Below are 23,189 nucleotides of genomic sequence, written 5' to 3'. Positions count from 1 at the left end.
AGCCGAAAAACCCAGCGGGCAAAAAGCCCCAAGCCAGCCTCACGGTCGCCCAACCCAACCCGAAGGACCTGACGACGATGGAATATTTTCACAACGGCAAGACCGAAATCCAGGCCCTCGTGGTGGACGACGACGATGTCGACCGGGAACGCCTGATCCGCATGCTTCAGCGCGGCCCCCGTTCGATCAACGTGATAGAAGCCAGCTCCCAGGCGGAAGCCCTGCAGATCATCCGCCATGCCGAACCCTCGCTGGACATCGTCTTCCTCGATTTCGGTCTCGCGGACGGCGACGGTCGCGACCTCGTGCCGACGATCCGCGCCGAAGTGGATCAGGACTGCCCGATCGTGGCCGTAACCGGCAATGTCGATGAGCAAGTGGCGGCGGATTCGATCAAGGCCGGCATGACCGAATATCTCACCAAGCGCGCGCTCTCGCCCGAACGCGTCGCCGCTTCGGTGGAGGAAGGCATTGCCTGGCGCAAATATCGGCAGGACTTGCGCCGCACCGAGGAAGAACTGACCCATCGCAGCCTGCACGATCCGCTGACCGACTTGCCCAACCGTACGCTGCTGTTCGACCGGCTCGGCCAGGCTTGCGCCCGTGCGCGCCGCAACGGTTCGTCCTTCGCCGTGATGATGATCGACCTCGACCGGTTCAAGGAGATCAACGACAGCTTCGGTCATGCCGCCGGCGACGTGGTGCTCACCACCATCGCCCGCCGCCTGCGCGGCCACTTGCGCGAAGTGGACACAGTGGCGCGCCTCGGGGGCGACGAATTCGCGCTGCTCCTGCAGGACGTGCCGGACTACGACACCGCAACGGGGCTAGCCGGCAAGCTGGCCCGGGTGATCGAGCAGCCGATCGTCCACGAAAACCGCATTCTCCATGTCGGCGCCTCGATCGGCATCGCCATGTGCCCGCAGCGCGGCTATGCGCCCACCGGCCTGCTCTCGGCAGCGGACGATGCGATGTATGCGGCCAAGCGCGGGATCGACAAGCTCGTCACCAGCCGGGAAAACCTGCCCGCGTCTCCCGCCTTCGATCCCAAGGACATGCTGGAGGAAATCGACCAGGCCATCGCGCACGACGCTCTGGAGTGGCACTGGCAACCGAAAGTGGACTTGCGCGACGGGCGCGTGCTGGGCTTCGAGGCACTCGTCCGCTGGCGCCATCCGCGCAGCGGCAATATTCCCGCAGACCAGCTCATCCGCACCGTGGAGCAATCTCCCTTGCTGGAGACTTTCACCAACCAGTGCCTGGACACCGTGCTCTCGCAGTTTGCGCGCATCCAGGACAAAGTGGACGGCGCCACGATCGCCATCAACGTCTCCGCCCGCATGCTGGAGCGCCCGACTTTCGTGGACAGCGTGGTCGAGCTGATCGAATGCCACCGCATAGCGCCCGAGCGGGTCACGCTGGAGCTGACCGAAACCGCGCTCATCACCAACCCCTCGCAGGCCAAGCGGGTGATCGAGCGACTGCACGAGCACAAGATCCCGCTCTCCATCGATGACTTCGGTGCCGGGTTCACCTCCTTCGGCTACTTGCGCGATTTCGCGATCAGCGAAATCAAGATCGACCGCTCGTTCATCTCGCGCTTCACCGAGAGCCGCTTCGACCAGTCGCTGGTCAACAGCCTGGTGGTCCTCTGCGAAAGCCTGGGCATTCCGCTTGTGGCAGAGGGCGTGGAGACGCCGGAAACGCAGGAGCTGCTGGTCTCGCTCGGCTGCAATGCCGGGCAAGGCTACGGCATCTGCAAGCCGATGCCCTATGACGACGTGCTCGACTGGATGGACACCTGGCGCAGCCAGGCGCCGATGATCCGGCAGGTCAACGCCTGAAGACGAGAGGGCCTGAGGACCTGAAGACCTGAAGGCCGGATGCCCGCCCCGCTGCCCGGTCGCAGCGGGGCGGGCAGACGCTCACACTACGCCCCGGTGATACCTCCACGCCCAGGCCCATCACTGCTGGACCCTGCCCGCGCCTTTCGCGATCCTGCGCCGCGAACAAGGAGAGGCACGCGTCATGAGCGACGAATCGGCAGCGGCAATCAGTGCCGTGCGGCGTGACTGGGTAACCGAGCACCGCGACATGTATTTGCAGTCAGGCGGCGTGCAGGGCCACATCATGGACATCACCCCGGTCGGCGGCCGCGCCTTCGCGACGCATTGCCTGGTCAAGTATGTCGGGCGCAAGAGCGGCAAGGTCTTCATCACCCCGCTCTGCTACGCCGATATCGGCGGTGAAGTGGTGATCTGCGGCTCCAAGGGCGGAGCGGATACCCATCCGCAGTGGTACCTCAACCTGGTCGACAGCCCGGACGTCGAATTCCAGATCGCTACCCAGGCCTTCAAGGGCACCTGGCGAGAACCGGAAGGTGCGGAACGGCAGAAGGTCTGGGACTTCTTCGTAGACTGCCATCCCTTCTACGCCGCCTACCAGACCTCCACCGAGCGGGTACTCCCGCTGGTGCTGATGAAGGCCGCCACGGAAATCCCGGTGTTCAAGGCCGAGGACGCCACCGGCACGCGCACCACCTGACCCTCCCCAATCATACCCCCAGGGCCACATTTTCAGGACTTCCAAAGCGATGACCACCACCACGGGCACGATCGACTTCACCGACATCGACCAGTACCTCGGCAAGACCATGGACTTCTCGCCCATGCGCGAGCCTGTCGCCAACAACGACATCCGGCGCTGGGTCCATGCCATGCACTACGCCAACCTGCTGCACTTCGACCCCGCGACCTTCGAAGCCAGCCGCTGGGGCCGCCTCGTCGCGCCGCAGAGCTTCGCCATCGCCACGGACGACGGCCACGGCGCCGCTCCCGCCTGCGTCGGCTGCATCCCCAATTCGCACTTGCTGTTCGGCGGTGACGAATGGTGGTTCTACGGACCGCGCATCGAGGCCGGGGACGTGGTGACCAACACCCGCGTTCCCTTCGACTACAAGGTCAAGGAAACCGGCTTCGGCCCCACCTGCTTCCAGCGGGGAGACAACAACTATTCGAACCAGAAGGGCGAGGAAATTGCCCGGCAGCGCTCCACGGCGATCCGGTATCTCGCCCATGCCGGCGGCGATTCGGTGAAGACCGAGGAATTCGACGAACCCGAATGGACCGACGAGGCCATCGCCGCGCTGGAGGACCGAAAGTTCGCGTGGGTGAAGATGCTCCACGAGCTGGGCCACAAGGAGCGTTGGTGGGATGACGTCGCCGTGGGCGACCAGCTTCCCGAACGCGTCTTCGGCCCGCACTCGATCGCCAGCTTCGCCACCGAATGGCGCGCCTATATCGTCAACACCTGGGGGACGATGAACTTGCGCAAGAACGATCTGGAAGCGCTGGGCTTCACGCGCGACATGGCCGGGTACGAGAACGACCCCGACATGATGCTGATAAACCCGGCCCTCACCGACGGCGCCTATTACGGCCCCTCGCGCGGGCACCTGTTCCCCAAATATGCCCGCCGCATCGGCATGCCGCGCGGCTATGGCTACGGCGCCTCGATGGGATCGTGGGTGACGGACTTCCTGTCAGGCTGGGCGGGCGAACACGGCATGGTCGTCCACTCCATCGCCAATTACCGCGGCCCCGCGCTCACCGGCGACGTGACGATCCAGACGGCCGAAGTCACCGAAAAATCGGTCGACGCGGAAGGGCGCCACCTCGTCCACGTCAAGCACCTGATGACCAACCAGAACGGCAAGACCATGTGCACCGGCACTGCCGAGGTCGCCCTGCCCAAGAAACCGGGCTGAACCGAATGTCATCCCGGATCCGATCCGGGACGACGCAGCCTCAGAACGGGCGCGGCATCGCTCCGCCTGCCGATACCGTGGCCACCTTGCCCGCGATCCAGATCGCGCCGTCGGTGTCCTGGCGGCAATGGACATATCCGTCCGCGCCGGTCATGCGCCCTTGCGCCGCGACATAGGCCCCGTTCGCCAGACCGCCTGCGAAGAGATATTGCGCCACGGCCGCATTGAGGCTGCCGGTCACCGGATCCTCGCAAAGGCGGCCACTCGCATCCGCGAAGAAAGCACGCAGTTCCCACTGGGGCCCGCCATCCGCCGCACGCGGACCGAGCAAGGCGACATCGGTATGCAGCGGCGCGCGCGCTGCCGGCTCCGCGGCAAGCACCGCATCATCCGAAGCCATGTGCAGCACCTTCCAGCCCGGCCCGTTTGCGGCGTGGACGCCGGCGACGACGTCTCGCTCGTTCACGCCGCACAGCCGGATCGTCTCGGCAAGATCCGCCGGGTCCAGCGCGCCGGATCGCAGCAGCGGCGGCGCGCGGAACGCCAGCATCCCGCTTTCCTGCCGCACATCGACAAGGCCGATCCCGCATTCCTGCACGATCGTGCCGGCCTGCTTAGGCACCCCGCCGGCCGACAGCCAGGCATGGGCGGTTCCCAGGGTCGGATGGCCTGCAAAAGGCAGTTCCCCGGCCGGGTAGAAGATCCGTACCCGGTAGTCCGCGCCGGGATCGGTGGGCGGCAACAGGAAGGTCGTTTCCGAAAAGCCCAGCCAGCGCGTGATCCGCAGCATGTCCGCCGCCTCCAGCCCCTCGCCGCCATGCACGACCGCCAGCGGATTTCCCGTGAGCGGACCCGCCGCGAAAACGTCGACCAGATCGAGTTGCATCTTTCGTTTCCTTCTTGTTTCCGGCTACTTGGCGCTAATCCTGCAGCTCTGTAGCGACAAGTGGCCCGAAACGGCTCTCAGGGTTTTTCCCGTGGTTCATTCAGGGTTTTGGAGCAAGGGTCCATTCGGATCGTTATGCCGTTACAGAATTGCATTTCCAGGAAGGAAACCCCGATGAAGAAGACCCTGATGGCGCTGACCATGGCCGCCCTGGTGCTGCCCATGGCCACCCCCGTGGCGGCCCAGATGTGGCGCAACGACGATCGTCATGACAGCCGCGACCGCCACGACGGCCGTTATGACAACCGCGGCCGGAACGACCGCGATCGCTACGATTCGCGTGGCCGCTACCGCGAACCGCATCGCATGAGCCGCAACGATCGCGCCTGGCGCGGCCGCGACGGCCGTTACTACTGCAAGCGCGACAATGGCACGACCGGACTGATCATCGGCGCTGGCGCCGGCGCGCTGGCCGGCCATGAGATTGCCGGCAATGGCGACCAGACGCTCGGCACGATCATCGGCGGCGTCGCCGGCGGCCTGCTCGGTCGCCAGATCGACAAGGGCGACGTGAAGTGCCGTTGAGCTGACGCGCTCGGCTCTGTCGCGAAAAGGCGCGCCGTCCCTGCGGACGGCGCGCCTTTTTCGTTTACGGATCCAGCGGTAGTCAGCCCTGTATGGAGACTAGCCTCAGATGGTTCTCGATGGCCGGTTCCGGCGCCGAAACGGTGCAATTGCGACCCTGCCTCTTCGCATCGTACAGCGCCTCGTCCGCCCGCCGCATGACTTCCGGCAGAGACAGCCCATGCGTGGCCGAAACGCCAAGACTGAGCGTGGGCACGACTTTGCCGCCCGCGAATGTCGAGACGGCCAAGTCCGCCACGGTGCGGCGCAGGCGCTCTGCCGCGGCATGGGCCTCGCGGCCATTGCGGGCCTGCAGGAACAGGCCGAATTCCTCTCCGCCAAGCCGTCCGCACAGATCGCCGGCGCGCAAGTTGGACTGGATGGCATCGCCGATCGCCACCAGCACGCGGTCTCCCACACCGTGGCCGAACCCGTCGTTGATCTGTTTGAAATGGTCGACGTCCGCCACGATCAGCCAGCCATCGCGGTCCGCCATGGCGTCGCGGGTCATCTCGATGAACACGTCGCGGTTGGTAAGGCCGGTCATCCCGTCCACCCGCGCCGTGCGCTCCAGCCGCCTGAAGGCCTGGGCCAGTTCGTCATGAAGCGCGGAGATCCGGGCCTGCTGCCGCAAGAGCACGATGCAGACCGGCGCGGACACGGCGAGCGCCACCATCACCCCCAGCACGACGAGCTGCACCGGCATGGCGAAACCAGGCACCAGAGCCACGACCTGCAGCAGCAGCGACGTCGCAGCCACTGACAGGCCGGTCCCGGCAGCGACATTGCGCAAGCCCTGGCTCTTCATGAAAACGAAACCCCAAACCCGTTGAACCCCGCAACTTTGTTAGACCATGATAGTTAACAGTTTGCTGATTTGGCGCTGACGTTGGTTAACTTTTTCCATGCCCAGCCGCGAGAGAGAAATGGCTTGACCAGTACCTAAGCCGTTCGTCGCGCGCGGCCTTCGCTTCGGCGCGTATCTCGCTGCGTGCAATAATGTTCATCGCAGGTTCTGGCGCGCAATGGAATTCGGGACGCCGGTCGTACAAGACATTCAACAAAGAAGGATTTCAGATGCGTAAAGCCATCGCAGCCGCCGCCCTGGCCGCTCTCACCATCCCCGCCACTTTCGCCGTCACCGAAGTGGCCGTGGCCCGCGATCACGGCCCGCGCTATCACCGCACCGACAACGGTGTCCGCTACTGGCGCGGCAACGATGGCCGCTATCGCTGCAAGAAGTCGAACGGCACCACTGGCCTGCTGATCGGCGGCGTTGCCGGCGCCCTGGCCGGTCGCGCCATCGACACCCGCGGCGATCGCGCCACCGGTACCGTGCTCGGCGCTGCCGGCGGCGCCCTGCTCGGCCGTCAGATCGACCGCAACAACTCGCGCCCCCGCTGCCGCTGATAGGGCGTTAAACCCTGAAAAACCACGACGCGCCGCCCCTCCGGACGGCGCGTCGCACGGGTGCCACGACTGAAATATTTCGAAATCGCAGGGCGACGGCAAGGCCCTAAGCCCCCGCCACATGGCACCAGAGCTTGAACGGACTACCGGTACCACCGGCGTCAACCGCATCGTCGCATCGACCTTTGGCGTAAAGCTGGTCAGCGACGTTCCCGAACGGCTTTGCCGTCACGGACTACGCCCCTGGATCGACGGGAAACGCCGCCGCCGGATCGACCGTATCCGCGCCAGCCGCCTCCTGTTCATCCACGTTCCCAAGAACGCCGGCACTTCGATCTGCGACCGCCTTTACGGCGCCCAGATGAAGCATTGCTCCGCACTCTACTACGCCAGGGTCGCGCCCGATCTGCTGGCCCTGCCGAGCTTCGCGCTTGTCCGCGATCCGGTCGATCGCTTCCTGTCCGCCTTCCGCTATGCCCGCGCGGGAGGGACGCGCCACCGCACGATCTCCGAGCCCTTCCGCGGCCGCTACGGCAGCTTCCGCAGCATCGACGATGCCATCGAACATCTCGCATCGGCGCGGTCTCCTTTCGATGTCGATCACGTCTTCCGTCCCCAAAGCTGGTATCTTCTCGACGCCAGGGGCCGTCCGGCGGTGGACCGACTGATCCCCTATGAGCGGATCGGCGAAATCGGTCGGCGGTTGGGGCGCGAGGAACTGGACTCTCTGCCCGAGTGGAACCGCAGCGGCGAAACGGGCGAACGGCCCACGGCAAGGCAACTCGACTTTCTATGCCGGTTCTACGAGGCGGATTTCGCCCTGCGCCTTCAGGCCGTGACGGGCATTGCGGCGCCGCAGCGCGCCGCCGGCCGCGCCCCCGCCCCGGTTCCCTCGCTGGCGGGCTGAAGGGTCTTGGAGAGCGGATACGTACAGAACCGCTCACAAGCCTTTCCTACAGGCCCAGTCTGTGCTCCTATGCACGCCGATGATCGCCTGCCTGCCCCCCCCTTGCCGTCCAGCCTTTCTCCGCACCGGACCGACCGTCGAGGGGGCCGCAGGAACTTCGCCTGAACCGTGTAAACCGTGTCAACCTGTCACGACGGCGGCCCTTCGTTGAGCGAGCGGCCGACCATGCTGGTCACCGGCGGCGCCAAGCGAATCGGCGCCGCGATCGCCCGCAGGTTCGGAGCGGCCGGCTGGCATGTCGTCATCCACTACGGCCACTCGCGCGCCCAGGCCGAAGCGCTCGCCGCGCAATTGCCCTCCGCCGAAGTGGTCAGCTGCGAACTGGACGACTGGGACGCCGGTCCTGCGATGATCCGGGACCTCGCCAGCCGCTTTCCCGACTGGCGCGTTTTGGTCAATTGCGCGGGAATGTTCGACCTCGACACGGCGCAGGCGCTCGATCCCGCCACCTTCGACAAGGCCATGCGCGTGAACGCGGGAACGCCGGCCCGGCTGGCTCAGGCCTTCCTTGCCAGCGCGCGCGCCGCCGGCGGCCGGCGGGTCATCCACGTCACCGACCAGAAGCTGCTCAACCCGAACCCGGACTTCTTCTCCTACACGATGAGCAAGCACGCGCTCGCCGCCACGATCCCGATGCTGTCGATGGCGCGCCCGCTGGCCGAGGACAGGATCTACGGCCTGGCGCCGGGCGCCATACTCGCCAGCCACGACCAGACCGAAGCCGAAGCCGAAGTCTCGCACCGCATGAACCTGCTCGGCCGCAAGACCACGGCCGAGGACGTCGCTTCCGCGGCCCTGTTCCTGTCGGATGGCTGGCTGGAAAGCGGCGAGACGCTCTATGTCGATTCCGGCCAGCACCTTCTCGCGCAGCCGCGCGATGTCCTCTTCCTCGCCCGCCAGTGAAAGACACCTGGCGGACGTGAACCTGACTCGTCCTCGCTTGCGCAGATCGCACGCGAAACCCTCTTGCACCGGGCCTGAGCGCCCTTCACAAATGGTTGATGGCAATGGGAATTCTTGATCACTTCCTCCAGCGCGGCGTCCGCAAGGGTGTCCTGGAGGTCGTCCGCCCCGATGGCAGCGTCAAACGCTTCGGCACGCCCACCCCCGGCTTTCCCGAAGTCCGCATCCGCTTCACCGACGCGAAGGGCGAACGGCGCATCCTCACCGATCCCCGCCTTGGCGCAGCGGAAGCCTTCATGGATGGCCAGCTCGTCATCGAACAGGGCGACATCATGGAGATGGTCGAACTGATCCGTGCCAATGCGAAGTGGGACAAGGGCGGCGAACTGCATGAACATACGCCGTTCAAGAAGCTGAAGGGCAAAGTCGTCACGCTGGTTGACGGCATCAACAAGGCCGCGAGCGCCAAGAAGAACATCGCTCACCACTACGACATCGGCAACGATCTCTATAACCTGTTCCTCGACATCGAGCACATGCAGTATTCCTGCGCCTACTGGCCGGAGCCCGGCATTACGCTCGAACAGGCGCAGACGGCGAAGCTGGCGCATATCGCCGCCAAGCTCGCGCTCGAACCCGGCCAGCGGGTGCTCGACATCGGCTGCGGCTGGGGCGGGATGGCGATCTACCTCGCAAAGCACGCCGGTGTCTCGGTACTTGGCATTACCCTCAGCGAGGAACAGCTTGCCCTCGCCCGCGAACGTGCCGAACAGGCCGGCGTGGCGGACAAGGTCACTTTCGAACTCGTCGACTACCGCGATCTGGCCGCACGCGGCGCCAAGTTCGACCGGATCGTCTCGGTCGGCATGTTCGAGCATGTCGGGCAGGCACAGTTCAGCCAGTTCTTCAAGGCCGTCGGCAACCTCCTCACCGACGACGGCGTCATGCTGCTGCACACCATCGGCCGCATGGGCGGCCCGGGTGCGACCGATGCCTTCACGCGCAAGTATATCTTCCCCGGCGGCTACATCCCCGCGCTCAGCGAGACCGTGGCAGCCAGCGAGAAGTTCCGCCTGATCGCCACCGATGTCGAGAACCTGCGCCTGCATTACGCGCTGACCCTGCGCGAATGGTACAAGCGCTGCGTCGCCAACAAGGAAGCCATCGTCAATCTGATGGACGAGCGCTTCTACCGAATGTGGATCTTCTACCTGGCGGGCGCCACCGCGGCCTTCGAAAGCGGCGGCATGTGCAATTACCAGATCCAGTATTCGCGCAGCCGTCTCGCCCTGCCGCTCACGCGGGACTACATCGCCGCGAACGAAACCGCACTGCTCGCCGGATAGCCCCGGGCCTTTCCTTCATTGCGCAGAGGGGCGCGTGCTGATAGGCGCGCGTCCCGAATCCACTGCCCTTTCTGCGGAGCCCGCGCCCATGTCCGACAGCATCAAGAAGGTCGTCCTCGCCTACTCCGGCGGCCTCGACACCAGCGTCATCCTGAAGTGGCTTCAGGTAACCTACAATTGCGAAGTCGTGACCTTCACGGCCGACCTGGGCCAAGGCGAGGAACTCGAACCCGCGCGCGCCAAGGCCAAGCTGATGGGCCTGCCTGACGAAAACATCTACATCGACGACCTGCGCGAGGAATTCGTGCGCGACTTCGTATTCCCGATGATGCGCGCCAATGCCCGTTACGAAGGCGACTATCTCCTCGGCACCTCGATCGCTCGCCCGCTGATCTCCAAGCGCCTCATCGAGATCGCACACGCGACCGGCGCCGACGCGGTTGCGCATGGTGCGACCGGCAAGGGCAACGACCAGGTTCGCTTCGAACTCTCGGCCTATGCCCTCGACCCGAACATCAAGGTCATCGCCCCCTGGCGCGAGTGGGACCTGACCAGCCGCACCGCCCTGATCGCCTGGGCCGAGCAGCACCAGATCCCCGTCCCCAAGGACAAGCGCGGCGAAAGCCCCTTCTCCACCGACGCGAACCTCCTCCACACTTCGTCCGAAGGCAAAGTGCTGGAAGATCCGTGGGAAGAAACCCCGGACTACGTCTACTCGCGCACCGTCAACCCGGAAGACGCGCCGGACGCGCCGGAATACATCACCATCGACTTCGAGAAGGGTGACGGCGTCGCTCTCAACGGCGTGGCGATGAGCCCCGCCTCACTCCTCACCGCGCTCAACGAACTGGGCCGCAAGCACGGCATCGGCCGCCTCGACCTGGTCGAGAACCGCTTCGTCGGCATGAAGTCGCGCGGCATGTACGAGACGCCGGGCGGCGAGATCTACGCCCGCGCCCATCGCGGCATCGAACAGATCACGCTCGACCGCGGCGCCGCGCACCTCAAGGATGAGCTGATGCCGAAGTATGCAGAGCTCATCTACAACGGCTTCTGGTTCGCACCGGAGCGCGAGATGCTTCAGGCCGCCATCGATCACTCGCAGCTGCGCGTGAACGGCACCGTTCGCCTCAAGCTCTACAAGGGCAATGCCTCGGTCGTCGGCCGCAAGTCGCCGGACTCGCTCTACTCCGAACGCCACGTCACGTTCGAGGACGATGCCGGTGCCTACGACCAGAAGGACGCCGCCGGCTTCATCAAGCTGAACGCCCTGCGACTCCGTCTCCTGGCCCAGCGCGACCCCAGGTAAGACCTGGGATTCGGCCTTCCGAATCCTTTCAATGCGTTAACGACATAGGGCGGCCCGTTGCGAAAGAGCGACGGGCCGCTTTTGCATGGGTCCCCTTGGCGACGAACTGCCTGTAGGACTCCTCCGCATGACGGGGAAGCACAACCAACCGCATAAAGCCCACCGAATTGCTCGGATCGGCTTTGCTCTTGCCACCGCTGCCATGCTGGTAGCTCCGGCCTCCTCGGCGGTTGCCGAGTCGAAGCTGGCGCCCGCAAAGGTGGCCGAGGCCCCGGCTTCTGCCGCCGTCATCCCCGCCCCCGCCATGCCCGCTCCGGTTGCCGCGCTTCCGCAGTCGCTTGAGCAGGATACGCAGGAATTCGAGGATATTCGCGGCGGCACCGCCAGCTTCTACGGCCACTCGCTTCGGGGAGCCCGCACCGCCAGCGGCGAGCGCTTCAACCCGGACGAACTGACCGCCGCACACCCCTCGCTGCCCTTCGGCACTATGCTGCGCGTCACTAACGCCATGACCGGCGACTCCGTGATGGTCCGCATCAACGACCGCGGCCCGTTCCATTCCAACCGCGTGATCGACCTCTCCGAGGCCGCCGCCAAGGAAATCGGCATCGCGCGCATGGGTTCCGGCAAAGTCGAGCTGGCCGTTCTTTCCGACGGCTCCGACAACGACTGATCCCGCCCGGCCCGTATCGCCAGCCAATGCTCCGAAGAAGCGCAGGCGCTCTGAAAAAGGGTAGGCCGACGCGGTAACGGAGGGGGTGGGGAAGCACCGCGCCGGCCTTCACTCACAATAACATCGTACCGCCTGCCGGGTTCCCGGACCAGCCGAACATTCTTCGCCGCCCCGCACCCAGGCCCCCCGTATCGGCCCGAGGTTGACACGGTTGACACGGTCCAGAGACCGAAAACGCACCCCCGGCCCTGGCCCCCGGCCCCTTCCCCCGGCCGTCCATCCAGCGACTTGAACTCAAGCGGCCCCTCCTGCCCGCCCCCGCTCTCGCCGTCGCGCTCGCCATCTGCGCCCTCGCCGCCCGAGACGCCGCACACCGCATCGACCGCCGCGAAAGCCCGGTCCTGCCAGACATCCCACGCCGCCCCCGCCAGCGACCGCCAGACGGCCAAACCCTCGTCCGGCTCGTCCTCCGGCCCGGCCTCGCCCGCCGCCACCGCGCCCAGCCACGCCTCGTAAGCCGCCTCGGCATAAGGCTCGGCCATGCGATCGACATAGACCGCGCGCGCCACCGGCAGGACCGGATCGGGCCGCGACGCCGGCCGCGTCGCCGCCAGAGCCCGCGAACCCGCATCGGCCGAGCAGACCATGTCCGCCTCCGGAGCCTCGCCCGCCAGCAGCGCCAGCACCTCGTCGAACCGCCCGGCGAGATCCTCCACCCCCTCGCCCGAGACATCCGCCCCCGCCGCCCGGTCGAGCCGCGCCAGATGCGCCAGGAGCAGCCGCGTATCGAACCGCCGCCGCACCGCCACCTGCTCGCCGTGATAGAACACCGGCTCCTCGACGCCATCGAGCGCCCGCGTCGCCAGCACTTCCTCGACATGCCGCCGCGCCAGCGCCAGAGCCGCCCCCCACCCCTGCCCGAAGACCCGGTCCCGCCGCCGGAGCACGTAAGCCGACTGCCGCGACATCCCCACCCGCGCCGCCGCCGCCCGCACGTCGCCCTTCTCGGAGAGATGATCGAGAAACCGCACCTTCCGCGCGGGCGTCCACCCGTTGTCGGAGCCTGTCGCCGAGGCGGAGTGCCTTGAAGGGGAGCCGGCAGAAAAAGGACAAGTACGAGGGCCATCGCCCTCGCGCTCCCCGAATGTATCCGCCGCGCCCCGCCGATCTGGAGCGCGCTCCTCGAGAGCATCGAACGGGGCGTCATCATTCGCCCAAGCGCCGGGATCGCCCTCGCCCCCACACCGGAGGCGCGGAAAGCTCTCCCCCGGCAACCCGATATCCCGAGACGCCGGTATCCACCCCCGCCCGGCGGAAGTGGGATAGGAAGAGTTCGATGGGTCGGACATGGTTCACCCCCAGAATTGGAGCCAAAGCCCCGGCACGGCCGCGCCGGGATGAACCGGATCATTTATCGCATGTCTGGGTGTGTAGGAAAGCAGTCAACTTAACCGTTTCCTCCGACTGCCGCTCAAACTCAACTTTTCCGCCATTTGAGCCAATTTGGCACACCTATTAACATGTTGAAATTAAGTCTTGAACCAAAGGTCATTCCTACACACTTTATTCTCAAGCAATGAGGGGTGAGTTTGTGTCAAAAGCGGAAATTGTTGAGAATAGCGTTAGCAGCACGATTGAGAGCTTACTTGAGAATTTCGATTGCCAACCTGTTCTTTTTATGGGTTCAGGCATGGCTCGCAGGTACATCGGCACTCCCGATTGGGAGGGCGTTTTACGCGCAATGCTAGCAAAAATTCCGACGAACTCTACATCATATGAGTATCTATCTCAAAAAAATGATAATAATCTCATAGATATCGGTTCTGACATTAGCGAAATGATATTTGAATGGGCATGGAAAGATGGAAAATCTGAATTTCCAGAAGACCTATTTTCGCACCCAAGCAAATCTATATTCTTAAAATACCTTCTTTCTGAAATGCTCTTAGAATCTACGCCTGATGAACTAGGAGAGGAGTATTCTGAAGAATATGAGGCTATCAAAGCCATTCGGCCGCACGCTGTCATTACCACCAACTATGATACGATGATTGAAGCGCTGCTCCCTGGATACGAAGCCATCATTGGAAAACAAGTTTTGCGGTACAACCTCAACGCTTACGGCGAGGTATACCACATCCACGGAAGCGTCATAAATCCAGAAACAATCATCATTAATAAAGATGATTATAAGAAATGGGACAAGGAAAGTAAATATTTCGCCGCAAAACTTCTTACATATTTTGCAGAACACCCTGTCATTATCTTTGGATACAGCCTCACCGACCCCAATGTCAGGACAGTTCTCCAAGATATAGGCGCGATCGTAGCTGACGAAACTGGATTAATCGGCAATGTTCTGCAAGTTATATACGATGAAAAAATCGACGGCGATGCAATCCAGACCGAAATAGCGATACCGGTAGACGGACGCCAATTTCGAATAAAAGCCCTTCAAACCAATTCACTTCTCGACGTATTCAATGCCCTCACGGCACGTCATGAATTGAAAGATGTAAACCCTGCGCTTGTAAGAGCCTTGGCGGCCCGTGCAATGAAACTTACCCGCAGTGATATCCCCAGCGGCAACATTGAAGTGAATTATCAGACACTGGAAGGTATTGTCGACAAGGACGATGCGCTTCCTACACTACTGGGCATTACCCAAGCGGATGACGTCAACAAATCACATCCCTACACCTTGTCAACGGTGGGAGAAAAGCTAGGGTTCCCTAGTTGGAACGGAGCCAATAAACTCCTCGAAAAAATAAAAGACGTTACGGGTATTGATCTAAAGTCCAGCGACAATCGCTATCACTGCGCGATTAAGGTTGGAAAGAAAGACAGCTCAATTTCGAGAAAATATTCGGAAGAGCTAGTAACTTTACTCAAGAAAGTTCGAGATAATGAGAAATTTAAATTAAAAATGTGATTCTCAATGCGGAAGCAAGCAAAGGCGCAGCGTTCACCTCGTTGGCTTTTAGTCTTCACGCACCTACGTTCTCTTGATGCTCTGCGTCACTCCTCCGCGTCTCCGCTTGCTCTAATTAAAAACAGCGGCGCGCCCCCTCGCGGGGCTGCAGTAGAGATCGAGCCTGCCGGACAGTTCTGCTCAATAGGCCAGCGGTCCCGGATCGAGTCCGGGACCACGGGTTTACCGGCGGTGCAACTGCTGACGGCGCGCCTATTTCGCCCAGCTGGAAAGCAGCGGTTTCAGATAGTGCCCGGTGAAGGACGCCTTCACTTTGACGATGTCCTCCGGCGTGCCTTCGGCGATCACCTGGCCGCCGCGGACGCCGCCTTCGGGGCCCATGTCGATGATCCAGTCGGCGGTCTTGATGACGTCGAGGTTGTGCTCGATCACCACTACCGAATTGCCCTGCTCGACCAGGCGGTGGAGCACTTCGAGGAGCTTGCGCACGTCCTCGAAGTGGAGGCCGGTGGTGGGCTCGTCGAGGATGTAGAGCGTCTGCCCGGTGGAGCGGCGGGCGAGTTCCTTGGCGAGCTTGACGCGCTGCGCCTCGCCGCCCGACAGCGTGGTGGCCTGCTGGCCCACCTTGACGTAGCCGAGGCCGACTTCGTTCAGCATGTGCATCTTGTCGCGGATAGGGGGCACGGCCTTGAAGAACTCTTCCGCGTCCTCGATCGTCATGTCGAGCACGTCGGCGATGGAGTGGCCCTTGAACTTCACTTCCAGCGTTTCGCGGTTGTAGCGCTTGCCGTGGCATTCCTCGCAGGTGACGTAGACGTCGGGCAGGAAGTGCATCTCGATCTTGATGAGGCCGTCGCCCTGGCACGCCTCGCAGCGGCCGCCCTTGACGTTGAAGCTGAAGCGTCCGGCCTTGTAGCCGCGCGCCTGGGATTCCGGTAGGCCCGCGAACCAGTCGCGGATCTGGGTGAAGGCGCCGGTGTAGGTGGCGGGGTTGGAGCGCGGGGTGCGGCCGATCGGGGACTGGTCGATCTCGATGACCTTGTCGCAGTTTTCGAGGCCGGTGATGCGGTCGTGCGCGCCTGCCACCACGCGCGCGCCGTTGAGCTGGCGCGAGGCGCCGGCCTGCAGGGTGTCGATGGTGAGCGAGCTTTTGCCCGAACCGGAGACGCCGGTGACGCAGCAGAACGTGCCGAGCGGGAACGCCGCCGTGACGCCCCGCAGGTTGTTGGCGCGGGCGTTCTCGACCACGATCTTCTTGCCGTTGCCCTTGCGGCGCTCGGTCGGCACCTCGATCTTGCGGGTGCCGTTGAGGTAGGCGGCGGTGAGGCTGTTCTTGCTCTTGAGCACTTGCTTGAGCGTACCCTCGGCCACGACTTCGCCGCCGTGGACGCCCGCGCCGGGACCGAGGTCGACGATATGGTCGGCGGTGCGGATGGCGTCTTCGTCATGCTCGACGACGATCACGGTGTTGCCGAGGTCGCGCAGGCGCTTCAGCGTTTCCAGCAGCATGTCGTTGTCGCGCTGGTGGAGGCCGATCGAGGGTTCGTCGAGCACGTAGAGCACGCCCGACAGCCCCGAGCCGATCTGGCTGGCCAGGCGGATGCGCTGGCTCTCGCCGCCCGAGAGGGTGCCGCTGGTGCGATCGAGGTTGAGGTAATCGAGCCCGACGTTGTTAAGGAAGCCGAGGCGCTCGTTGATTTCCTTGAGGATGGCCTTGGCGATCTGCTGCTGCTGGCTGGTCAGCTTGCCCTCAAGCTCCCCGAACCACGCGAAGCCGTCCGACACGGAAAGGCGCGCGGCCTCGGCGATGTCGCTGCCGGCGATCTTGACCGAGAGCGCCTCGGGCTTGAGGCGCTTGCCCTCGCAGGTCTCGCAGGGTTGCGCGGTCTGGAACTTGGACAGCTCCTCGCGCATCCAGGCGCTGTCCGTCTGGATCATGCGGCGGTTGAGGTTGCCGATCACGCCTTCGAACGGCTTGTTGACGGTGTATTCCTTGCGCCCGTCCTTGAAGGTGAGCGGCACGGCCTTGCCCGCGGTGCCGTAGAGAATGACGATCTTCACCTCGGGCGAGAGCGCGTCCCACGGCGTGGTCAGGTCGAACCCGAAGTGTGCGGCCAGGCTGGAGAGCACCTGCATGTAGTAAGGCGAAGGCGGGTTGGACTTGGCCCAGGGCACGATCGCGCCCTGCTTGAGGCTGAGATGCTCGTTCGGCACCACCAGCTGCGGGTCGAACAGCAGCTTCTCGCCCAGGCCATCACAGGCCGGGCACGCACCCTGCGGCGCGTTGAACGAGAACAGGCGCGGTTCGATCTCCTCGATGGTGAAGCCGCTGACCGGGCAGGCGAACTTCTCGGAAAAGACGATGCGGTTGGCGGGCAGGCCGGTGCCCTTGAGCGTCTTCTTCGCGCCCTTCCCCTCGTCCTCTCGGCCCGGCACGACGCCGTCGGCAAGGTCGATATAGGCGAGCCCTTCGGCCAGCTTCAGCGCCTGTTCGAAGCTGTCGGCAAGGCGGGTCTGGATGCCGTCCTTCACCGCGATGCGGTCCACCACGACCTCGATGTCGTGCTTGTACTTCTTGTCGAGCGCGGGGGCGTCTTCGATGGCGTAGAGTTCGCCGTCGATGCGGACGCGGGTGTAGCCGGCCTTCTGCCACTCGGCCAATTCCTTGCGGTACTCGCCCTTGCGGCCACGCACGACCGGGGCGAGCAGGTAGGCGCGGGTGCCCTCGGGCAGTTCCATCACCCGGTCGACCATGTTGGAGACGGTCTGGGCCTCGATCGGCAGGCCCGTGGCGGGCGAATAGGGAATGCCCACGCGCGCCCAGAGCAGGCGCATGTAATCCCAGATCTCCGTCACCGTCGCCACCGTGGAGCGCGGGTTGCGGCTGGTGGTCTTCTGCTCGATCGAGATGGCGGGGCTGAGGCCGTCGATATGCTCGACGTCCGGCTTCTGCATCATCTCCAGGAACTGGCGCGCATAGGCCGAGAGGCTCTCGACATAGCGGCGCTGCCCCTCGGCATAGATCGTGTCGAAGGCGAGGCTGGATTTCCCCGAGCCCGAAAGCCCGGTGATGACGATCAGCTTCTCGCGCGGAAGCTCGATGTCGAAGCCCTTGAGGTTGTGCTCGCGCGCACCGCGCACCGTGATGTGGGAGAGACTCATGGAGGTGACGTGTTCCAGATTTGTTCGCAAAGCGCAAGCAGCCGCGACCAGAGCTTTTGCTGCAGGGACGGGACCTGATGTGGGAACCGGCTGCCGGATTGCAACGGTTTGCCCTGCGCATCGCGGCGGCCGCCCGGCCGGCGATGTCATCCGTCGGCCGAACTATGCCGTTCGACGATCCGACCCAATGGATGACTTGAATGCGACGAGGTTAAGAGTAATAGAGAAGTTGCCCGGTAATAATAACCGACTCACCTTTTGCCGCATGGTCAACAAGACATACAAGTAAATGTCCAGACATTGCTCAAAAGCCAAGGCGGGATCGAAGGGGCAAGACTAAAGTATATACATGTTCAATGGAGTCGACACACTCCCCGCGACGTTACCGTTGTTTGGGAACGACTTTTCTCATCGATTGAGGTCGCGTTGCAGTTCGCGTTTCGCGGGCCGTGGGGGCTTGCGTGCGGAGATCTGCACTCTTGAGCAACAGGAGAATGCAATGACCAGGATTCACACCGCTTTCGCCGCCATCGGCATGCTATTCGTGGCGACCTCGGGGCTTGTCGCCCCGGCCCTTGCCGACGTGGTCGTCAAGGACGGCTCGCTCCGCGACGTTCCGCATCGTGAGGTGCGTTACGGCGACCTCAACCTCGATACCCAGGCGGGTATCGATACCCTCAATACCCGGCTGGAAGTTGCCGTTCGCGCCGTTTGCGGACCGATGCTGACCCATCAGCTTGAAGAAGTGGCGTCGGTCCACGACTGCCGCGATGCCTCGCTCGACCGGGCTTTTGCGGCCCGCGATGAAATGATGGCGACGCGGATGGCCGCCCGCGAAAACCAGGGTCAGCTGGCGGCAGCCACCCCCAGCCTCGCAGTCGTGGCGCGCCGGGGGAAGTAGGCACACCTTAGTCTCAGACTCCGCCGAGGAAGCCGCCGACGGGAAAGTTCCTGTCGGCGGCTTCTTTTTGCCGCCATCCGGCGCACGCCTCGCGCGCCTCGTCGTGCACGCCTGCCGCTCGTCGCATATCGAATTGCCTCCGGCCCCGCGCCTCGCCAGGGATCGCCAGGATCATCCAGGGACGGAGACGAGAACAATGAGGGGCCGCAAGACGGGTACGCGTATCCTGCTGGCGCTGGGCACGCTGGCGCTTTGTGCGCCGGGCTTTTCCGGTACCGCGCGGGCCGACGATCCCAATGACCGCATGAGCGCCGAGGACATTGCCCGCGACGCCGCGATCATCCGCAAGCTCAATCGTGACCAGCTGGACTATGTGCGCAAGCGCGATGCGCAATACGCTTCCGGCTGGAAAGCCTATCGTGCGCGCCAGGGCGGCGGGGACGAGCAGGAAGACGAGGCGACCGGGCAATATGCACGCGGCGACTATGCCGGCGACGAGGACGGCGAGCCTTATGCGCGCCGGGACGAACGCCCGGCCTCTTCCAGCCCTTCGCGCGCTTATGCCCAGGCCCGCCGCGACTACGAGGCGGATCTGGCGCAGTGGCGCCGCGACGTCTCAGCCTGCCGCGCGGGCGACTATTCGCGCTGCGAGCGCTGACACATATCAGGGACCGGCACCGAAACACCGTTTCGGTCGCCGTGCCGTCATCTTTCCGTGGCTTTCCGGAAACATGACCAGACCGGCCCTGATTCTTGCCCTGCTCCTTTGTGGATGCTCGCCCGACATCGCCGCGCACCGGATCGGCAGCGCGGAGGCAGGCGAGGCACCGCGGCTGACTGGCCAGCCTTGGGCCTTGCACGAATTGCAGGGGCACCGCGTCCCCCGCCGCACGAACGGGGGCAAGGGCGCGCGCACTGCCGCCCCCCTGCACTTTGCGCGGGACGGTTATGTCTCCGGCACCTGATCCTGCAATTCCGTAAGCCAGGGCGATCTTCGCTGGACCGGCGTTCCGGGCGAGCCCTTCGGCGGGTTGAACCGGGACGGCAAGTATACCAGCATCATCACGGCGGCGGGTTGCGGCAACACCAGGGCTGAACTCATGGCCACGCGGTTCTGGGGCCTCATGCTTTCCGCCCGCACCTGGACCATCGTGCAGGAGCGTCACGGTTCGCACCTGCGCATCGACTTCGTCGACGGCACTTCGGCGCGGCTGGTGCCGATCGCCAAGGCGCCCGGCGCCTGAGCGCACCGCCTGAGCGCGCCTTCTTGAGCGCCCTTCCTTGAGCAATGGCCCAGCCGTGTTAGACTTGCCGTGAGAAGACCGCGCCCGGCATGGCGGGCGCACACGTCCAGGGGGCAGTCATGATGCCGACAGACGCTTCGGATTTCCTGTGATCGGCCGCTGCCCGTGACGCCTGCGGCACCCGTCAACGCCCGCATCCGCGACAGGATGCTGACCGCCGTCGACCTCGCCGCCACTTTCGTGCTCGCCGCCGAATGCGCGCTGACGGGGGTGCAGGCCGATCTCGACCTCTTCGGTATCCTGGTGCTCGCTTTCGTCGGTTCCGTCGGCGGCGGCGTGATCCGCGATCTCCTGCTGGGCGAACATCCCCCGGCGCCGCTGCGCGACTGGCGCTATGCCGCCCTTGCCCTGGCCGCGACCGCGGGGGTGATCGCGGCATCCCTGATGCTGGGGCCGGTGGCGAATGTCACCCCGCCGCTCGCCATCGACATGTTCGAGGGCGTGGGCCTGGCGCTCGCTGCCGTGGCCGGCACCCGCAAGTGCCTGGACTACGGCCTGGACGGCGCGCCGGTCGTCGTGATCGCCACGATCAACGGATGCGGCGGCGGCATCCTGCGCGACGTGCTGATTGCGCGGGTTCCGCATGTCCTGCATGAAGACTTCTACGCCACCGCCGTCCTGGCGGGCGCGACGCTGATGGTGGTCCTGATCCAGCGCTTCGGCCTGCGCCGGGACGCTGCCGGCATCGTCGCCGGCATCGCCATCTTCTCGTTGCGCGCGGCGGCGCTGCTGGAGGCCTGGCGCCTGCCGCATCTGCGTTAGGACAGGCCCGGAAGACCCCGCCGAGCCGGCGGAATGCGCCGGAAAGGCGCTGCATGGGAGACGAGTCATGATGCCGAAGTTCACCGTTCGGGGCCGGATCGCCAGGCCCGTCGCGGACGTATTCGAGGCCGTTACCGATCCTGCCGTTCTTTCCGAATTCTTCACCACCGGCGGCGCCAGGGGGCGGCTGGAGACAGGCGCCGTCGTCACCTGGGATTTCCACGACTTTCCCGGCGCCTTCCCGGTCCATGTCGTCGAAGCCGAACCGCCCCGCCACATCCTCCTGCGCTGGGGCGGTGACGAGGCCGCCGTGCTGGCCGATGCCGAGGGCGAGCACCGCACCCTCGTCACCCTGGCCTTCGAGCCGCTCGAGGATGGCCGCACGCTCGTGCAGATCAGCGAGGAAGGCTGGTCGGAAACGCCGGAAGGGCTCAAGGCGTCCTATGGCAATTGCGAAGGCTGGACGGGCATGCTGGCAGCGATGAAGGCCTGGCTGGAACACGGCGTCCGCCTGCGGGAGGGGTTCTACAAGTAGCCCGGCGCCGCTTGCCTCTCCCGTCCCGCGCCCTAAAAGCGCAGGACATGAACAAGCCTCTCCTCGCGCTCTCCACCGCGCTGCTCGCTGCCGTGTCCCATCCCGCCATCGCCCGGGAGGCCATCGATGCCGACCGGATCGTCGCCGATGTCAGGACGCTCGCATCCGATACTTTCGAGGGCCGCGCGCCCGGCACGGTGGGCGAGGAAAGGACCATCGGCTACCTGATCGCGCGTTTCCAGGACATCGGCCTCCAGCCCGCCGGGCCTGACGGGCAGTGGGTGCAGAAAGTGCCGCTGCTCCACACCCGCCTTGCCGCGCCGAAGACGATGGCGTTCTCCGGCCCGAAGGGCGCCATGCCGGTGACCGTCGCCAAGGACATCTACATCTCCACCGTCCGCCCCGACGATTCCGCGCGCATCGCGGGCGCGCCGGTGGTCTTCGTCGGCTACGGCGTGAACGCACCGGAGCGCGGCTGGGACGACTTCAAGGGCATGGACCTCAAGGGCAAGGTCGTGGTCTTCCTCATCAACGATCCGGACTTCCACGCAAAGAAGGGTGAGCCCGCCGCCGGCAAGTTCGGCGACCGGACGATGACGTATTACGGCCGCTGGACCTACAAGTTCGAGGAAGCCGCAAGGCAGGGTGCGGTCGGCGCGCTGATCGTCCACGAGACGGAGGGCGCCGGCTATGGCTGGAACGTCGTCACCAGCCCCGGCGGCGAGAACTACGATATCGTGCGGAGCCCCGACAAGCTCACCAGCCTGGCGCTGCAGGGCTGGCTCTCGGGCGAGGCGGCCAACCGCCTGTTCGGCTCCGCCGGGCTGGACCTCGCCAAGCTCTCGGCCGCCGCGCGCCGTCCGGACTTCAAGCCGGTGCCGCTGAAAGGCGTGACTTTCGATGCGGACGTGCCCGTCGCGCATGAAGAAGTCATGAGCCACAACGTGCTGGCCCAGATCCCCGGCACCACGCGCAAGGACGAAGTGGTGATGTTCGGTGCCCACTGGGACGCCTACGGCAAGGGCGCCCCCGACGCGCAGGGCCGCATCTACCGTGCCGGCGCCAATGACGACGGTGTCGGCATCGCCGCCCTCTTCGACATCGCCCGCGTCATGAAGAGCGAGCCCGCCCCGCAGCGCAGCGTCGTCTTCGCGGCCTGGACGGCGGAGGAGCGCGGTCTGCTCGGCTCGGAATTCTATGCCGCCAGCCCGGTCTTCCCGATGGAGAAGACCGTCGCCAACCTCACCATCGACGTGCTCCAGACGGCGGGCGCCGCCAACGACGTGACGCTGATCGGCAAGGGCCAGGATACCCTGGAGGACGACATGGCCCGCGTCGCCGCAGCCCAGGGCCGCCGCGTCACCCCGGAAGGCCTGCCGGAGCGCGGCCTGTTCTACCGCGCGGACCATTTCTCCTTCGCGAAGCGCGGCGTGCCGGTCATGCTGATGATGGGCATCGCCGGGGCCTCCGACCTCAAGCAGGGCGGCGTCAAGGCGGGCCAGGCCTGGATCGATGCCTATACCGGCCAGTGCTACCACCAGGCCTGCGATGCCTGGTCGCCGGAGTGGAAGATGGAAGGCGCCGTGCAGGACGTCGAACTCGTCCGCACGATCGGCACGGACCTCGCCAATTCCGACAAGTGGCCGCAGTGGAAGGCCGGCTCGGAATTCAAGGCCGCGCGCGACAAGTCCGAAGCGGCCCGCCGATAA

21 protein-coding genes are annotated in these 23,189 nt (G+C 64.7%); 18 read left to right on the top strand and 3 right to left on the bottom strand.

Annotation, left to right across the window (positions count from 1 at the left end; translation table 11 throughout):
- Positions 1-77 precede the first annotated feature (77 nt).
- The 3 genes from EDF58_RS01050 to EDF58_RS01040 all read left to right on the top strand — a co-directional run bounded on the left by EDF58_RS01050 (position 78) and on the right by EDF58_RS01040 (position 3,766).
- A complete protein-coding gene (locus tag EDF58_RS01050; protein ID WP_132261930.1) occupies positions 78-1,844 on the top strand; it encodes a GGDEF domain-containing response regulator in 1,767 nt (588 codons plus the stop codon).
- Between the two features lie 184 nt (positions 1,845-2,028).
- The gene (locus tag EDF58_RS01045; RefSeq protein ID WP_132261928.1) at positions 2,029-2,544 is read left to right on the top strand and encodes a nitroreductase/quinone reductase family protein; all 516 of its coding nucleotides are present in this window, start codon (positions 2,029-2,031) and stop codon (positions 2,542-2,544) included.
- Positions 2,545-2,593: 49 nt separating this feature from the next.
- Positions 2,594-3,766, top strand: a complete 1,173-nt coding sequence (locus tag EDF58_RS01040; RefSeq protein WP_132261926.1) for a MaoC family dehydratase N-terminal domain-containing protein — start codon at positions 2,594-2,596, stop codon at positions 3,764-3,766.
- Between the two features lie 40 nt (positions 3,767-3,806).
- Here the strand turns inward: EDF58_RS01040 and EDF58_RS01035 are convergent, their stop codons facing one another.
- Positions 3,807-4,652 (bottom strand): PhzF family phenazine biosynthesis protein, encoded by an 846-nt coding sequence (locus EDF58_RS01035; RefSeq protein ID WP_132261924.1) that lies wholly within the window; start codon positions 4,650-4,652, stop codon positions 3,807-3,809.
- A gap of 174 nt (positions 4,653-4,826) precedes the next feature.
- On the opposite strand from EDF58_RS01035, the gene EDF58_RS01030 reads away from it, so the two are divergent.
- A complete protein-coding gene (locus EDF58_RS01030) occupies positions 4,827-5,237 on the top strand; it encodes a glycine zipper 2TM domain-containing protein (RefSeq protein WP_132261922.1) in 411 nt (136 codons plus the stop codon).
- Positions 5,238-5,319: 82 nt separating this feature from the next.
- Here the strand turns inward: EDF58_RS01030 and EDF58_RS01025 are convergent, their stop codons facing one another.
- Entirely contained in the window at positions 5,320-6,084 is a 765-nt protein-coding gene (locus EDF58_RS01025) for a GGDEF domain-containing protein (protein ID WP_132261920.1), read from the bottom strand.
- A gap of 269 nt (positions 6,085-6,353) precedes the next feature.
- Between EDF58_RS01025 and EDF58_RS01020 the strand changes: the two genes are divergently transcribed.
- The 7 genes from EDF58_RS01020 (at position 6,354) to EDF58_RS00990 (ending at position 14,816) form a co-directional block, all read left to right on the top strand.
- Positions 6,354-6,686, top strand: coding sequence for a glycine zipper 2TM domain-containing protein (locus EDF58_RS01020; RefSeq protein WP_132261918.1), 333 nt, complete (start codon positions 6,354-6,356; stop codon positions 6,684-6,686).
- 121 nt (positions 6,687-6,807) lie between these two features.
- Positions 6,808-7,593, top strand: a complete 786-nt coding sequence (locus tag EDF58_RS01015; RefSeq protein ID WP_132261916.1) for a sulfotransferase family 2 domain-containing protein — start codon at positions 6,808-6,810, stop codon at positions 7,591-7,593.
- Positions 7,594-7,818: 225 nt separating this feature from the next.
- A complete protein-coding gene (locus tag EDF58_RS01010) occupies positions 7,819-8,556 on the top strand; it encodes an SDR family oxidoreductase (RefSeq protein ID WP_132264010.1) in 738 nt (245 codons plus the stop codon).
- A 98-nt stretch (positions 8,557-8,654) separates the two neighbouring features.
- Positions 8,655-9,902, top strand: coding sequence for a cyclopropane-fatty-acyl-phospholipid synthase family protein (locus tag EDF58_RS01005; RefSeq protein WP_132261914.1), 1,248 nt, complete (start codon positions 8,655-8,657; stop codon positions 9,900-9,902).
- A gap of 88 nt (positions 9,903-9,990) precedes the next feature.
- Positions 9,991-11,211: an argininosuccinate synthase gene (locus EDF58_RS01000; RefSeq protein ID WP_132261912.1), complete on the top strand. Its 1,221-nt coding sequence runs from the start codon at positions 9,991-9,993 to the stop codon at positions 11,209-11,211.
- A 127-nt stretch (positions 11,212-11,338) separates the two neighbouring features.
- A complete protein-coding gene (locus EDF58_RS00995; protein WP_243654016.1) occupies positions 11,339-11,884 on the top strand; it encodes a septal ring lytic transglycosylase RlpA family protein in 546 nt (181 codons plus the stop codon).
- Between the two features lie 1,591 nt (positions 11,885-13,475).
- On the top strand, positions 13,476-14,816 hold the full coding sequence (locus EDF58_RS00990; RefSeq protein WP_165921309.1) for an SIR2 family protein: 1,341 nt from the start codon (positions 13,476-13,478) through the stop codon (positions 14,814-14,816).
- Between the two features lie 252 nt (positions 14,817-15,068).
- On the opposite strand, the gene uvrA is transcribed toward EDF58_RS00990, so the two are convergent.
- Positions 15,069-17,978, bottom strand: a complete 2,910-nt coding sequence (gene uvrA, locus EDF58_RS00985; RefSeq protein ID WP_132261906.1) for an excinuclease ABC subunit UvrA — start codon at positions 17,976-17,978, stop codon at positions 15,069-15,071.
- A gap of 499 nt (positions 17,979-18,477) precedes the next feature.
- Between uvrA and EDF58_RS00980 the strand changes: the two genes are divergently transcribed.
- The 7 genes from EDF58_RS00980 (at position 18,478) to EDF58_RS00950 (ending at position 23,189) form a co-directional block, all read left to right on the top strand.
- The gene (locus EDF58_RS00980) at positions 18,478-18,879 is read left to right on the top strand and encodes a UrcA family protein (RefSeq protein ID WP_165921308.1); all 402 of its coding nucleotides are present in this window, start codon (positions 18,478-18,480) and stop codon (positions 18,877-18,879) included.
- Positions 18,880-19,075: 196 nt separating this feature from the next.
- Positions 19,076-19,537, top strand: coding sequence for a hypothetical protein (locus EDF58_RS00975; RefSeq protein ID WP_132261902.1), 462 nt, complete (start codon positions 19,076-19,078; stop codon positions 19,535-19,537).
- 73 nt (positions 19,538-19,610) lie between these two features.
- The gene (locus tag EDF58_RS00970; protein ID WP_132261900.1) at positions 19,611-19,844 is read left to right on the top strand and encodes a hypothetical protein; all 234 of its coding nucleotides are present in this window, start codon (positions 19,611-19,613) and stop codon (positions 19,842-19,844) included.
- 135 nt (positions 19,845-19,979) lie between these two features.
- Positions 19,980-20,123 carry a hypothetical protein gene (locus tag EDF58_RS00965; protein WP_165921307.1) on the top strand — a complete coding sequence of 48 codons (144 nt, stop codon included), beginning with the start codon at positions 19,980-19,982 and terminating at the stop codon, positions 20,121-20,123.
- A gap of 165 nt (positions 20,124-20,288) precedes the next feature.
- Positions 20,289-20,945: a TRIC cation channel family protein gene (locus EDF58_RS00960; RefSeq protein WP_132261896.1), complete on the top strand. Its 657-nt coding sequence runs from the start codon at positions 20,289-20,291 to the stop codon at positions 20,943-20,945.
- Positions 20,946-21,012: 67 nt separating this feature from the next.
- On the top strand, positions 21,013-21,480 hold the full coding sequence (locus EDF58_RS00955) for an SRPBCC family protein (protein WP_132261894.1): 468 nt from the start codon (positions 21,013-21,015) through the stop codon (positions 21,478-21,480).
- A 47-nt stretch (positions 21,481-21,527) separates the two neighbouring features.
- Positions 21,528-23,189 (top strand): M28 family metallopeptidase, encoded by a 1,662-nt coding sequence (locus tag EDF58_RS00950; RefSeq protein ID WP_132261892.1) that lies wholly within the window; start codon positions 21,528-21,530, stop codon positions 23,187-23,189.

Source organism: Novosphingobium sp. PhB57 (genome assembly GCF_004342985.1).
Taxonomy (GTDB): domain Bacteria; phylum Pseudomonadota; class Alphaproteobacteria; order Sphingomonadales; family Sphingomonadaceae; genus Novosphingobium.
This window is presented reverse-complemented; position numbering and strand designations above follow the sequence as displayed.